This window comes from Hydrogenophaga sp. (assembly GCF_019264445.1).
Classification (GTDB): domain Bacteria; phylum Pseudomonadota; class Gammaproteobacteria; order Burkholderiales; family Burkholderiaceae_C; genus Hydrogenophaga.
Genome location: NZ_JAHVAB010000033.1, coordinates 13,246 through 25,890, shown reverse-complemented (window position 1 = coordinate 25,890; position 12,645 = coordinate 13,246). Strand labels below are relative to the sequence as shown.

The following is a 12,645-nucleotide window of genomic DNA, read 5'->3' as shown; positions in this document are numbered from 1 at the left end:
CCTTCTGTTTTCTCTGGATTCGGTTGGGCGGCTGCTTCAGACCGCGGCGGCGCCGGCGACGATTTCCGAAAGCTCTTTCGTGATCGCGGCCTGACGGGTCTTGTTGTAGACCAGCTTGAGTTCACCAATGACGCTGCCAGCGTTGTCGGTGGCGGCCTTCATGGCCACCATGCGTGCAGATTGCTCGGAAGCCATGTTCTCGGCCACAGCCTGGTAGACCTGGGCTTCCACGTAGCGCAACAGCAGTTCGTCAATGACGGTGGCTGCATCCGGTTCGTAGATGTAGTCCCAGTCGCGCCCGCCAGCGTTGTCCTGCAAGGTGCCGGCGTTGAGCGGCAAGAGCTGCTCGATCACCGACTCCTGCTTCATGGTGTTGATGAACTTCGTGTAGCACACGTAGACCGCATTCACGCGGCCTTCGGTGTACGCGTCCAGCAGCACCTTGACTGGGCCAATCAGCTTCTCCAGGTGCGGCGTGTCGCCCAGACCGGTCACGCTGGAGACCACCTTGGCGCCGACGCGGTTCATGAAACCCAGGCCCTTGTTGCCGATGGCAACGACTTCCGCGCCTTGACCCTTGGTCTGAAGCGTCTTCAGCTCCGTGGTCACGGCACGCAGCACGTTGGTGTTGAGGCCACCGCACAGTCCCTTGTCGGTCGTCACCACGACAAAACCAGCGGTTTTGGCGTCGTTCGCCTGCATGAAGGGATGCGTGTACTCCGGATTGGCCCGACTCAGGTTGCCAGCGATCTGGCGCACCTTCTCGGCGTAAGGCCGGGCCGATCGCATGCGTTCCTGCGCCTTGCGCATCTTGGAGGCGGCGACCATCTCCATGGCTTTGGTGATCTTCTTGGTGTTTTCCACCGATTTGATCTTGCCGCGTATTTCCTTGCCTGCTGCCATTGGGGCTCCTTAGCTGGTCAACGGGGCGTTCAGTACGTGCCGGTCTTCTTGAAGTCGGCCACGGCGGCGGCGAGCTGGGCTTCGGCTTCCTTGTCCTTGTCCAGCGCCTTGCCTGCTTCCATCTTCTGCAGCAGGGCAGCGTGCTTGTCCTTCAGGAAAGCATGCAGGCCAGCTTCAAACGACAGCACCTTTTTGACTTCGATGTCGTCCAGGTAGCCCTTGTTCACGGCGAACAGCGAAGCGGCCATCAGGCTGATGGACAGCGGCGCGTACTGTGCCTGCTTGAGCAGTTCGGTCACGCGGGCACCGCGGTCGAGCTGCTTGCGGGTGGCTTCGTCCAGATCGGAAGCGAACTGCGCAAACGCGGCCAGTTCACGGTACTGCGCGAGGTCGGTACGGATACCGCCCGACTGCTTCTTGATCAGATCGGTCTGGGCAGCGCCACCCACGCGGGACACCGAGATACCGGCGTTGATCGCGGGACGGATACCGGCGTTGAACAGGCTGGTTTCCAGGAAGATCTGGCCGTCGGTGATCGAGATCACGTTGGTCGGCACGAAAGCGGACACGTCACCGGCTTGCGTTTCGATGATCGGCAAAGCGGTCAGCGAACCGGTCTTGCCCTTGACTTCGCCCTTGGTGAAGGCTTCGACGTAGTCGGCATTCACACGAGCGGCGCGCTCCAGCAGGCGGCTGTGGAGATAGAACACGTCGCCAGGGTAGGCTTCGCGGCCTGGTGGGCGGCGCAGCAGCAGCGAGACCTGACGGTAAGCGACGGCTTGCTTGGACAGATCGTCATAGACGATCAGCGCGTCCTGGCCACGGTCACGGAAGTACTCGCCCATCGTGCAGCCGGAGTAGGCCGAGAGGTACTGCATGGCGGCCGACTCGGAAGCCGAGGCGGCGACCACGATCGTGTACTCCATCGCACCGGCTTGTTCCAGCGCACGCACCACGTTCTTGATCGACGAAGCCTTCTGGCCGATCGCAACGTAGACGCAGGTCATGTTCTGACCCTTCTGGTTGATGATCGCGTCGATGGCCACGGCGGTCTTGCCGGTCTGGCGGTCACCAATGATCAGCTCGCGCTGGCCACGGCCCACGGGCACCATCGAGTCAATCGACTTCAGACCCGTCTGAACCGGCTGGTCCACGGACTTGCGAGCAATCACGCCAGGCGCGACCTTTTCGATCACGTCGGTCATCTTGGCGTTGACAGGGCCTTTGCCGTCGATGGGAGCGCCCAGGGCGTTGACCACGCGTCCGATGAGTTCGGGACCGACGGGCACTTCCAGGATGCGACCCGTGCACTTGACGGTTTCACCTTCGGAGATGTGCTCGTACTCACCCAGAATCACGGCGCCGACAGAGTCGCGCTCCAGGTTCAGCGCCAGGCCGAAAGAGGGCACGCCGTCTTTGTTGGCGGGAAACTCCAGCATTTCGCCCTGCATCACGTCAGACAGGCCGTGCACGCGAACGATACCGTCGGTGACGGACACAACGGTGCCCTGGTTGCGCACATCGCTGGATGCGCTCAAGCCCTCGATACGGGACTTGATCAGTTCAGAGATTTCAGCGGGATTGAGTTGCATGACTCTTTCCTTCTTTCGTTAAATGGTGTGCAGGCGCGCCCGGGAAACGGCTGTCAGGCCGTCAGGGCGATCTTCATTTGTTCCAGGCGGGCTTTGACAGAGGTGTCGAGCACCTCGTCACCCACCACCACGCGAATGCCGCCGATCAGATCGGGCTGCAACTCAACTTGGAGGTTGAGCTTGCGACCGAAGCGCTTTTCCAGCACGCCCGACAGGTCGGCCAGCGCGGCGCTGTCCACCTCGAAGGCGCTGTAAACCACGGCATCGAAAGCACCCTGCTGCGCGTTCTTCAACGCACGGAACTGGGCTGCGATTTCCGGCAACGCTTCAAGGCGCCCGTTTTCGATCACGGCGCGAAGGAAGTTCTGCCCCTTGTCCGGCAGACCGCCCTTGAGCAGACCTGTCATCAGAGAGAAAACCTGATCGGGCAGGGTCTTGGGGTTGTCGGCGAACTGACGCAGCTGCTCATTGACAGCCAACGCCGCCAGCTCATCGAGCCAAGCCGCGGCATCAGAGCCAGCGGCCTTGAACAGCGCTTCCGCATAAGGGCGGGCAATGGTGGCGATTTCTGCCATGGTGGTCCTTTGAATGCCGGTGGGTATCCGAGGATCAGAGCTCGGTCTTCAGGCGACCCAGCAACTCGGCATGAACGCCGGCGTTGACTTCGCGCTTGAGAATTTGCTCGGCACCCTTCACCGCCAGTGCTGCAACCTGCTCGCGCAGGGCTTCACGGGCCTTGACGACCTGTTGCTCAGCCTCTTGCCGTGCAGCCGCGACGATCTTGGCCGCTTCTTCGCTGGCACGGGCCTTGGCTTCTTCAATCAAGGTTTGGGCACGGCGCTCGGCGTCGGCCAGGCGAGAGGCGGATTCGTTGCGCGACTTGCTCAACTCCTCTTCCACCCGCTTGTTGGCCACGGCCAGCTCGGTCTTCGCCTTTTCGGAGGCGGCAAGACCTTCGGAAATCTTCAACGCACGCTCATCAAGCGCCTTGGCGATGGGTGGCCACACGAATTTCATCGTGAACCACACCAGAATCGCGAAGACAAGAGCCTGCGCAAAGAGGGTTGCATTGATGTTCATCGCAACGCCTTTCTGTGTGTTGACAAGAGTGGAGACGCACCAGCTGCTGGCTCGGTCGACACGCGACGGCAGTGCGACCTGCCATCACGAGCCCCCGCTCCAGGGCAGCGAGCCCGATTACAGCGTGAACGGGTTGGCGAAAGCGAACAGCAGGGCGATAGCCACGCCGATCAGGAAGGCCGCATCGATCAGGCCAGCCAGAATGAACATCTTGGTTTGCAGGTCGTTCATCAGCTCAGGCTGACGTGCCGACGATTCGAGGAATTTGCCGCCCATCAGCGCAATGCCGATGGATGCGCCGATAGCGCCCAGACCAACGATGAGACCGCAAGCCAGTGCGACAAGACCCAGAACGTTTTCCATGATGACTCCTATGAGATGGAAGTTTGTTGAGAAAGGAAAGAAACGAGAGCGAAAACCAGAGACGAGCTAAAAGACCGCGTCAATGCGCATCATGCGCTTGGCCGAGATAGATCAAGGCCAGCATCATGAAAATGAACGCCTGCAACGTGATCACCAGAATGTGGAACAGCGTCCACACCGTGCCGGCAATCAAATGCCCGATAAAGAAGAGCGAACCACCCAGAGAAACGGTGGCGTAAGCGCCTAGCAGCGCGATCAGCATGAAGACCAGCTCGCCGGCGAACATGTTGCCGAACAACCGCATGCCGTGCGACACCGTCTTGGCAACGAACTCGATCATCTGCATGAGGAAGTTGACCATGCCCAGCAGCACTGCCCAGATGGGGTTCTTGCTGGTACCGAAGGGTGCGCACACCAGCTCGTGAGCCCAGCCACCCAGACCCTTGATCTTGATGTTGTAGAAGAGGCACATCAGCAACACCGACACCGACAAGCCAAGCGTCGTGGACAAGTCAGCGGTGGGCACCACACGCAGGTAATCCTTGAATCCCATGGCCGGGCCAGCGCTGTGCCAGATCTGGGGGATGAGGTCCACGGGGATCATGTCCATGAAGTTCATCATGAAGATCCACACAAACACCGTCAGCGCCAGCGGTGCGACGAGTTTGCGGCTCTGGGCGTTGTGAATCACCGACTTGGCTTGCGTATCCACCATTTCCACCAGCATCTCGACTGCCGCCTGGAAGCGGCCCGGCACGCCTGCCGTTGCACCGCGCGCCGCGAGCCACAAAACGAACACCGTCAGCAGGCCCAGCACCGAGCTCACCACGACGGAGTCGATGTTGATCACGGAGAAATCAACGATGGACTCCTGCTTGCGGTTGGTCAGGTGAACCAGATGGTGGCGAATGTATTCGCCCGGGGTCAAAGTGCCTTCAGCAGCCATGTTCGTTTTGTCCGATGAGCCGGAGAATCAACTGTTAACTTTTGATCGACTGGCCTGGATGAAATACCCAAACCAATAGACCTTGAGAACCAACACGAGCCCGACCAGAAGGCCGAACCAATTCAGGGAGGGGACCACCCATGGCGCTGCGGCCAACATGACCACCGCCAACAGGATCTTCACCCCTTCCCACAACAGAAACCCCGCAAAGGCCGCGTTGGCATGCAAGCCCCACACACGGGACATCGCACTGGAGGTCAACCCGTAGGCCATGAGTGCCGAGGGGATGGCCACCGCCGCTGCGCCATACAAAACCGACCACGCCAGCGAAGACGACTGCCAGAGCAGCCCACCCACGACGGCGGCAGTCAAGCCAACCAGCCATTGCGCCAGGACGACCCTCCAAAGCGAGAGCACTGGCTGGCCGGTCCGCCACCGCTGCGCTTCTTCGCGAGTCAGCGGCTTGAAATCGGCGTCTTGCGCCCCATCTTCCTGGTCTGCCCAATTGGACGGGGTCGACTGCTCTGACGTCATGTTCGACCTCGCACGTGACAAACAGACGACACGACGTCTGGGTTGCAAAGCCACTCATTATACGTAGAAACCCCAGCCCGCCGTCAATATCTGGCACGGGTCCTTCTCTCTGCGGCATCCCGCGCGGACGGGACGCGGATAATTGCCGGATGACGGCTCTTCCGGATTCCCTGTGCTTTCTCAACGGCACGTACAGCGCACTGCGCGATGCCCAAGTGAGCGTGATGGACAGGGGTTTCCTCTTGGGCGATGGCGTTTACGAAGTCCTGCCTGCCTACGGCGGCCGCCTGTTTCGGTTCAACGAACACATGGCGCGACTGGATCGATCGCTGCGAGAGTTGCGCATTCCGAATCCACACACCAGAGACGAATGGCTTGCCACGGCACGTCGGCTGATCGCCGACCAGCAAACGCGAGGCGCCGAACATCAATCGGTCTATCTGCAGGTGACGCGCGGCGTCGCGATGCGCGACCACGCCATGCTTCCCGACCTCGTGCCCACGGTGTTCGCCATGGCCAGCGCCCTGAAGCTGGCCACTCCACAGCAGCGGGAACTCGGTGTGGCGTGCGTCACTGCCGACGATTTTCGCTGGCGCAAAGCGCACATCAAGAGCATCAGCCTGCTGGGGTCAGTGTTTGCGCGCCAGATCGCAGTGGACGCCGGCGCGAGCGAGACGGTGATGTTCCGAGACGGCTTTCTCAGCGAAGGTGCCATGAGCAATGTGTGGGTCGTGAAGGACAACGTCGTCATCGGCCCGCCCAGCGATCACCTCGTTCTTGAAGGAATCCGTTTTGGATTGATCCAGGATCTGTGCCATGCGCTGGGGCTCGGATACGCCCTGCGACGCGTGACGCGCGATGAGGTACTGGACGCTGACGAGCTGCTGCTGTCCTCGTCGTCCAAAGAAGTGCTGCCCATCACCACACTCGACGGCCACCCCGTGGGGCACGGCCCGCAGCGCGGCCGCCCCGGGCCGGTGTATGTCCGCCTTTATGCCGCCTACCAGCAGGCGGTGGCCACGCAATCGATCTGAACTGGATACCTCCCATGGACTTGCCTCCCGACATTCCTCCCGAGCAGTCGCTCATCACCTACCCCAGCGACTTCCCCATCAAGGTGATGGGCGCCAACGTAGACGGCTTCGTCACGGCGTTGACGCACATCGCGCGCGCCTTTGATCCCCACTTCGATGCCAGCACGATCGAATTGCGCCCGAGCAAGGCGGGCAACTACATGGGCGTCACGCTCACGGTGCACGTGACCAGCCGCGAACAACTCGACGAGCTGTACCGCACGCTCACCACGCACCCCATGGTCAAGGTCGTGCTGTGATCGTGCGGGCACTGGGGCGGGTGCCGCACCCGCCCACCTACGAGGCCATGCAGGCATTCACCGCCGCGCGCAGCGCCGATACGCCCGACGAACTCTGGATCTGCGAGCACACGCCCGTTTTCACCCAGGGATTGGCCGGTCATGAAGACCACCTGCTTGCGCCGGGCGACATTCCGGTGGTGCCCACCAACCGGGGGGGCCAGGTGACTTATCACGGGCCGGGTCAGGTGGTGGCCTATCCATTGATCGACCTGCAGCGGGCCGGCTACTTCGTCAAGGAGTACGTGTACCGCGTCGAAGAAGCGGTGATCCGCACCCTGGCCACGTTTGGCGTGACAGGCCATCGCGTGGCGGGTGCCCCCGGCATTTACGTGCGGCTGGACGACCCCGGCAGCCACGCCATGCTGCCGCAGCGACCGCAAAAGAGAACCCCCGGCGAGCCGCTGCCGCCACCTGACTTTGCGGGCCTGGGAAAGGTGGCTGCCCTCGGCATCAAGGTGAGCCGCCACTGCACTTACCACGGCGTGGCGCTCAATGTCGACATGGACCTGCAACCCTTTCAGCGCATCAACCCTTGCGGCTACGCCGGCCTGCAGACGGTCGACCTTTCTACAATCGGCGTTGCCGCTTCCAGGGATGAAGCGGCGCAGGTCCTGAGCCAGAAGCTCGTGGCCACGCTCGCCCCCTGACCCCAACTGCGCCACCCGCGCCACCGCCATGACCCGTCCCGACACCCCCACGGCTCCCGCCAGCAGTACCGTTCGAGAAGCCCAGCCCGCCGCTGGCTACGACGCCACAGCCAAGCAAAAGAGCCAGGCCAAAACCGCACGCATCCCCATCAAGGTCGTGCCCGCCGAGGTGCTCAAGAAGCCCGAATGGATCCGCGTGAAGGCGGGCAGCCCCACCACCCGCTTCTACGAAATCAAGGACATCCTGCGCACCAACAAACTGGTGACGGTGTGCGAAGAGGCCAGCTGCCCCAACATTGGCGAATGTTTCGGCAAGGGCACGGCGACCTTCATGATCATGGGCGACAAGTGCACGCGGCGCTGCCCGTTTTGCGACGTGGGCCACGGCCGCCCGGACCCGCTGGACGTCAATGAGCCGGACAACCTGGCCAAGACCATTGCGCAACTCAAGCTCAAGTATGTGGTGATCACCAGCGTGGACCGCGACGACCTGCGCGATGGTGGCGCCGGTCACTTTGTTGCCTGCATCGAGAAGACGCGCGCGCTCTCGCCACAGACGCAGATCGAGGTGCTGGTGCCCGACTTCCGGGGCCGCGACGACCGCGCGCTCGAGATCCTCAAGGCCGCACCGCCCGACGTGATGAACCACAACATGGAAACCGTGCCGCGCCTCTACAAGGAAGCGCGGCCGGGCTCCGACTACCAGTTCAGCCTGAACCTGCTCAAGAAGTTCAAGGCCCTGTTCCCGCACGTGCCCACCAAGAGTGGCCTGATGGTCGGCCTGGGCGAGACGGACGAAGAAATTCTGGACGTGATGCGCGACATGCGGGCGCACAACATCGACATGCTCACCATCGGCCAGTACCTCGCTCCCAGCGGCCACCACCTTCCGGTGCGCCGCTATGTGCACCCCGACACCTTCAAGATGTTCGAGGAAGAGGCCTACAAGATGGGCTTTACCCACGCCGCAGTGGGCGCCATGGTGCGCAGCTCGTACCACGCCGATCAGCAGGCACACGGCGTGCTCAACCCCGTCGCCCAGTGACATGCGCACCGCGCACGACCACCTGAGTGTGCGCAACTACGGCGCCTCGCACGGCAGCCACGATCACGACCACTTTCAGATCCTCATCGGGCTGGGCGGTGTGCTCGAACTGGAACTGGCCGGTCGTGGGCAGCGCATCACCGCGGGTCAGGGTTGTGTGGTGCCACCGGGTGAGCGACACGATTTCGAAGCCCGTCACGGCGCACGCTGTCTGGTGCTCGACAGCCACGCCAGCGACTGGGCCAGGGCAAGCAAAGCCCCGCCCTCACCCGCTGCGCTGGCACTCGCCAGCTATCTTGCCCGCGCTTGCACCGAGCAGCTGCCCCGAGCCCGGCACATCGGGCCCACGCTGTTGCTCGAAGCCTGGTTGCCCCCCACCACCACCCTGGCCACACGCCCCCGGCGCGACATCGACTGGGAGGCGCTCGCGCGCTGGGCGCTGTCTCGCGCCAGCAGCAGCCCCAGCGTCTCGGAGCTGGCGGCGCGCGTGCACTTGAGTGCCGCCCAGTTGGCCGCGCGGTGTCGCGCCGAACGCGGTCAAAGCACCCAGCAATGGCTGCGTGAACTGCGACTGGCGCAAGCCCGTGCATGGCGCGACGAAGGCGTGACGGTGGCCGAGGTCGCACGACGCAGCGGATACCGATCTCCCTCGGCCCTCACCGCCGCCCGGCGGCGCGCCGGCATCTGAGCCCGCGAGGCGCGACGCCAGACCCGCGTTTCGCGACGATCCGCGCGCTACGCTCCCTGGCATGAACGCCAACCTGCTCGCCCTGGGTGCCATCGCCCTGTGGGCTTCACTTGCCGCCCTGGGCGTCGCGCTCGCCCACGTACCACCGTTCCTGCTCACCGGCCTGTCGCTGCTGGTGGGCAGCCTCATTGCGCTGCCGCTCTCGCGTTTTGACCTTCGCCAGTGGCGCGTGCCGCTGCCCACGCTCGCGCTGGGCATCTACGGCCTGTTCGGCTTTCACTTTCTGCTGTTTCTTGCACTGCGCCACGCGCCGCCGGTGCAAGCCAACCTGGTGAACTACCTCTGGCCACTGGGCATCGTGGTCATGGCGCCGCTGTTTCTGCCCGGCACGACGCTCACCACACGCCACGTGCTGGCCGCGCTGATGGGCTTTGCCGGCGCGGCACTCGCCATCCTCGGCGGCGCTGGCGGTGTGGGCGAGACCCGCTGGGCATGGGGCTACCTGCCGGCGCTGGCTTCTGCGTTCATCTGGGCCAGCTACTCGCTGCTGACCCAGCGTGTGCGCCGCTTCCCCACCGCGGCCATCGGCGGCTTCGCCCTGGCCTCGGGCCTGCTCTCGCTGCTGTGCCACGCGTGGCTGGAGCCCGCAGTGAACCTGACCGCGCAGGATCTGCTGCTGATCGCGGTACTCGGCCTGGGGCCGCTCGGCGGCGCCTTCTTTTTGTGGGATGCCGCGCTCAAGCGGGGCGATGCAAGGCAGATCGGCGTGTTGAGCTTCCTGACGCCCTTGCTGTCCACCGTCACGCTGCTTCTGGTGCGGGGCGAAACGCCCAGCCTGGCGGTGGGCCTCGCGGCCGTGCTGATCGTGGGCGCCGCCGTCGCCGCCACGCGCGGCGTGCCGCGCTGAGATTCAGTCCGTCATCAGCGCCGCAGGGTCTTCTGCGGCCAGCACACTCTGCGCCCAGGTCTGCAGGCGCGTGGTGTCGCAGCGCAGGATCTGCTGCTTGACCGCCAGGATCTGCGAAGGGTGCATGGAAAAGCTGCGCAGCCCCAGGCCGAGCAGCAAACGGGTCAAGGTCACGTCGCCCGCCATCTCACCGCACACGCTGACGCCCTTGCCTTTCTCGCGGCACTGCGAGATGGTGCTGGCCAGCAGCTGAAGCACCGCCGGGTGCACCGGGTCGTACAGATGCGACACGGCTTCATCTGCCCGGTCAATGGCCAGCGTGTACTGAATCAGATCGTTCGTGCCGATGGAAAGAAAATCGAAGTACCGCAGGAACAGCGGGATCGTGAGGGCTGCGGCGGGCACTTCGATCATCGCGCCGAGCTTGACATGGCCATACGCCATGCCGCCGTTGTCCAGCTGCTCGCGTGCGCGGTTGACCAGCGCGAGCGTCTGCCGGATCTCGCTGGCATGCGCCAGCATCGGAATGAGCAGGTGCACCGGGCCATGGGCTGCCGCGCGCAGGATGGCGCGCAGCTGAGCAAGAAACATGGATGGTTCGGACAAACTCCAGCGGATCGCGCGCAGCCCCAGCGCGGGGTTGAGGTGGTCTTCGCCTGCGCGAGACGCTCCCCTGTCCAATGGCTTGTCGGCACCCACATCGACCGTGCGGATGGTGACAGGCAACCCCTTCATGCCCTCGACAGCACGGCGGTAGGCCTGGTATTGCTCCTCTTCGTCGGGCAACTTGCCGCTGCGACCCATGAAGAGAAATTCGCTGCGAAACAGGCCCACGCCCACAGCGCCTGCCTTGAGCGCGGCTACCGCATCTTCGGGTTGTTCGATGTTGGCCAGCAGTTCGATCTTCTGCCCGTCCAGCGTGACAGCGGGCGTGTGCTTGAGCCGCGAGAGCCGCTCGCGCTCGACCTCGCCCTGGCGCTGCTTGAATCCGTATTCGGCCAGCAGGATCGGCGAGGGATCGACCAGCACCACGCCGGCATCGCCGTCGATGATGACCCAGTCGTCCTGCTTGATCAGGTGGCTGGAGGATCGCGCGCCGACCACCGCCGGGATGTCCATGCTGCGCGCCACGATCGCCGTGTGGCTGGTCTTGCCACCCACATCGGTCACAAATCCGGCGAACACGCTTTGCTTGAACTGCAGCATGTCGGCCGGCGAGAGGTCGTGCGCGATCAGCACCAGTGGCACCTCGGCAGCGCTGTCCTGGGCGGGCTTGGCTTCGCTGCCGGCGGCCACGGGCGAAGCCACGCCGCGCATGAAGCGCAGCATGCGCTCCACCACCTGCTCCAGATCGGCCTTGCGCTCCCGCAGGTAAGGGTCTTCCATTTCGTCGAACTGGCGCGCGATCACTTCCAGCTGCGTTGTGAGGGCCCATTCGGCGTTGTAGTGGCGCTCCACGATCCAGTGCTTCACGCCGCTGGTGAGTTGCTCGTCCTGCAACAGCATCAGGTGCACGTCAAGCAAGGCCGTGAGTTCGGGATGGGCGTCGTTGGGGCCGAGTTCGTGCAGGCTGTGCTGCACCTTCACGATCTCCTCCGCCACGGCATTGCGCGCCTGGCGCAGGCGCTCGATCTCGCTTTGCACCTGATCGCCCTGCACGAAGTAGTGCGCCACGTCCACCCGGCTGGACGCGACGATCACCGCCCGCCCGATGGCAATGCCCCGAGACACCGCGAGACCGTGGATGCTGATCGTCATTGCGTCTGCGCCACAGCGATCAACCGTGAGGCCACCGGGCCAGCCGCCGGGCCGCCCCCAAGGCAGGCCCAGCCCCCCTGGGGGGCAGCGACCCGCGCAGCGGTGGAGCGTGGGGGTGCGTTCATTCGCCCTCGCCGAACTTGTCGTTGACCAGCGCCAGCAGCGCGTCCATGGCCGCCTGCTCGTCCTGGCCGTGGGTTTCGATCTCCACCACACTGCCCAGGCCGGCGGCCAGCATCATGACGCCCATGATGCTTTTGGCGTTGACGCGGCGCTCGCCGCGCGACATCCACACATCGCTCGAAAAGCCGCCAGCGAGCTTGGTGAGTTTGGCGGAAGCGCGTGCGTGCAGCCCGAGCTTATTGCTGATGGTCACGGTGGTCTTGATCATGGGTGGCTCTTCTGGCCTGGTTCTGGGGCGCGGTCACCGCCACCTGGATGACACCTTGCGTGGCGCCGATCATGGCGCGCGAAATGAGCGCGTCCAGTGATTCGTGACGATACGACACGGTGCGCAGCAGCATGGGCAGGTTCACGCCGGTGACGAGTTTGGAGTTGATGCCGTCGATGAGCTTTTGCGCCACGTTGCAGGGTGTGGCGCCGAAGACGTCGGTCACCACCAGGGTCTGGGGCAAACGCATCTGGCGCATCAGGGCTCGTGCCTGGGCAAGCGACTCCTCGGGCGGCACGTTGGGTTGCACGTCCAGCGCCGACACCGCGTCTTCGCTGTCGGGAAACACATGCAGCACGCACTGGCGCAGTGCGGAAGCCAGCGGTGCGTGCGCCATGATGAGGATGCCGTTCATG

Annotated in this window: 16 protein-coding genes; 6 read left to right on the top strand and 10 right to left on the bottom strand. The window is 63.8% G+C overall.

All coding sequences use genetic code 11. The features are described 5' to 3' along the window. Window positions 1-36 precede the first annotated feature (36 nt). From atpG to KXJ60_RS04995, 7 genes are all read right to left on the bottom strand, one after another. Window positions 37-903: a F0F1 ATP synthase subunit gamma gene (gene atpG, locus KXJ60_RS05025; RefSeq protein ID WP_291124702.1), complete on the bottom strand. Its 867-nt coding sequence runs from the start codon at window positions 901-903 to the stop codon at window positions 37-39. A 29-nt stretch (window positions 904-932) separates the two neighbouring features. After that, the gene (gene atpA, locus KXJ60_RS05020; protein WP_291124700.1) at window positions 933-2,495 is read right to left on the bottom strand and encodes a F0F1 ATP synthase subunit alpha; all 1,563 of its coding nucleotides are present in this window, start codon (window positions 2,493-2,495) and stop codon (window positions 933-935) included. A gap of 53 nt (window positions 2,496-2,548) precedes the next feature. Then, window positions 2,549-3,070 carry a F0F1 ATP synthase subunit delta gene (locus KXJ60_RS05015; RefSeq protein ID WP_291124698.1) on the bottom strand — a complete coding sequence of 174 codons (522 nt, stop codon included), beginning with the start codon at window positions 3,068-3,070 and terminating at the stop codon, window positions 2,549-2,551. A gap of 34 nt (window positions 3,071-3,104) precedes the next feature. Continuing rightward, window positions 3,105-3,575 carry a F0F1 ATP synthase subunit B gene (locus KXJ60_RS05010; protein WP_291124696.1) on the bottom strand — a complete coding sequence of 157 codons (471 nt, stop codon included), beginning with the start codon at window positions 3,573-3,575 and terminating at the stop codon, window positions 3,105-3,107. A 117-nt stretch (window positions 3,576-3,692) separates the two neighbouring features. Next, complete coding sequence (atpE, locus tag KXJ60_RS05005) at window positions 3,693-3,938, bottom strand: F0F1 ATP synthase subunit C (protein WP_009519254.1); 246 nt, start codon at window positions 3,936-3,938, stop codon at window positions 3,693-3,695. 79 nt (window positions 3,939-4,017) lie between these two features. Continuing rightward, window positions 4,018-4,884 carry a F0F1 ATP synthase subunit A gene (gene atpB / locus KXJ60_RS05000; RefSeq protein WP_291124694.1) on the bottom strand — a complete coding sequence of 289 codons (867 nt, stop codon included), beginning with the start codon at window positions 4,882-4,884 and terminating at the stop codon, window positions 4,018-4,020. A 27-nt stretch (window positions 4,885-4,911) separates the two neighbouring features. Continuing rightward, window positions 4,912-5,418 (bottom strand): ATP synthase subunit I, encoded by a 507-nt coding sequence (locus KXJ60_RS04995; RefSeq protein WP_291124692.1) that lies wholly within the window; start codon window positions 5,416-5,418, stop codon window positions 4,912-4,914. Between the two features lie 149 nt (window positions 5,419-5,567). On the opposite strand from KXJ60_RS04995, the gene KXJ60_RS04990 reads away from it, so the two are divergent. The 6 genes from KXJ60_RS04990 (at window position 5,568) to KXJ60_RS04965 (ending at window position 10,080) form a co-directional block, all read left to right on the top strand. After that, a complete protein-coding gene (locus KXJ60_RS04990; RefSeq protein WP_291124690.1) occupies window positions 5,568-6,452 on the top strand; it encodes an aminotransferase class IV in 885 nt (294 codons plus the stop codon). A 14-nt stretch (window positions 6,453-6,466) separates the two neighbouring features. After that, window positions 6,467-6,751, top strand: coding sequence for a DUF493 family protein (locus KXJ60_RS04985; RefSeq protein WP_291124688.1), 285 nt, complete (start codon window positions 6,467-6,469; stop codon window positions 6,749-6,751). A gap of 47 nt (window positions 6,752-6,798) precedes the next feature. Next, window positions 6,799-7,440, top strand: coding sequence for a lipoyl(octanoyl) transferase LipB (lipB, locus tag KXJ60_RS04980; RefSeq protein WP_291124685.1), 642 nt, complete (start codon window positions 6,799-6,801; stop codon window positions 7,438-7,440). A 28-nt stretch (window positions 7,441-7,468) separates the two neighbouring features. Next, the gene (lipA, locus tag KXJ60_RS04975) at window positions 7,469-8,485 is read left to right on the top strand and encodes a lipoyl synthase (RefSeq protein ID WP_291124683.1); all 1,017 of its coding nucleotides are present in this window, start codon (window positions 7,469-7,471) and stop codon (window positions 8,483-8,485) included. Between the two features lies 1 nt (window position 8,486). Next, the gene (locus tag KXJ60_RS04970; protein WP_291124681.1) at window positions 8,487-9,173 is read left to right on the top strand and encodes an AraC family transcriptional regulator; all 687 of its coding nucleotides are present in this window, start codon (window positions 8,487-8,489) and stop codon (window positions 9,171-9,173) included. Window positions 9,174-9,234: 61 nt separating this feature from the next. Further along, a complete protein-coding gene (locus tag KXJ60_RS04965) occupies window positions 9,235-10,080 on the top strand; it encodes a DMT family transporter (RefSeq protein WP_291124679.1) in 846 nt (281 codons plus the stop codon). A gap of 3 nt (window positions 10,081-10,083) precedes the next feature. Here the strand turns inward: KXJ60_RS04965 and ptsP are convergent, their stop codons facing one another. The 3 genes from ptsP to KXJ60_RS04950 form a co-directional block, all read right to left on the bottom strand. Further along, the gene (gene ptsP / locus KXJ60_RS04960) at window positions 10,084-11,838 is read right to left on the bottom strand and encodes a phosphoenolpyruvate--protein phosphotransferase (RefSeq protein ID WP_291124677.1); all 1,755 of its coding nucleotides are present in this window, start codon (window positions 11,836-11,838) and stop codon (window positions 10,084-10,086) included. A 121-nt stretch (window positions 11,839-11,959) separates the two neighbouring features. Beyond that, entirely contained in the window at window positions 11,960-12,229 is a 270-nt protein-coding gene (locus KXJ60_RS04955) for an HPr family phosphocarrier protein (protein ID WP_291124675.1), read from the bottom strand. Continuing rightward, a complete protein-coding gene (locus KXJ60_RS04950) occupies window positions 12,198-12,644 on the bottom strand; it encodes a PTS sugar transporter subunit IIA (protein WP_291124673.1) in 447 nt (148 codons plus the stop codon). The genes KXJ60_RS04955 and KXJ60_RS04950 overlap by 32 nt, the downstream gene beginning before the upstream one ends. Window position 12,645: the final 1 nt, after the last annotated feature.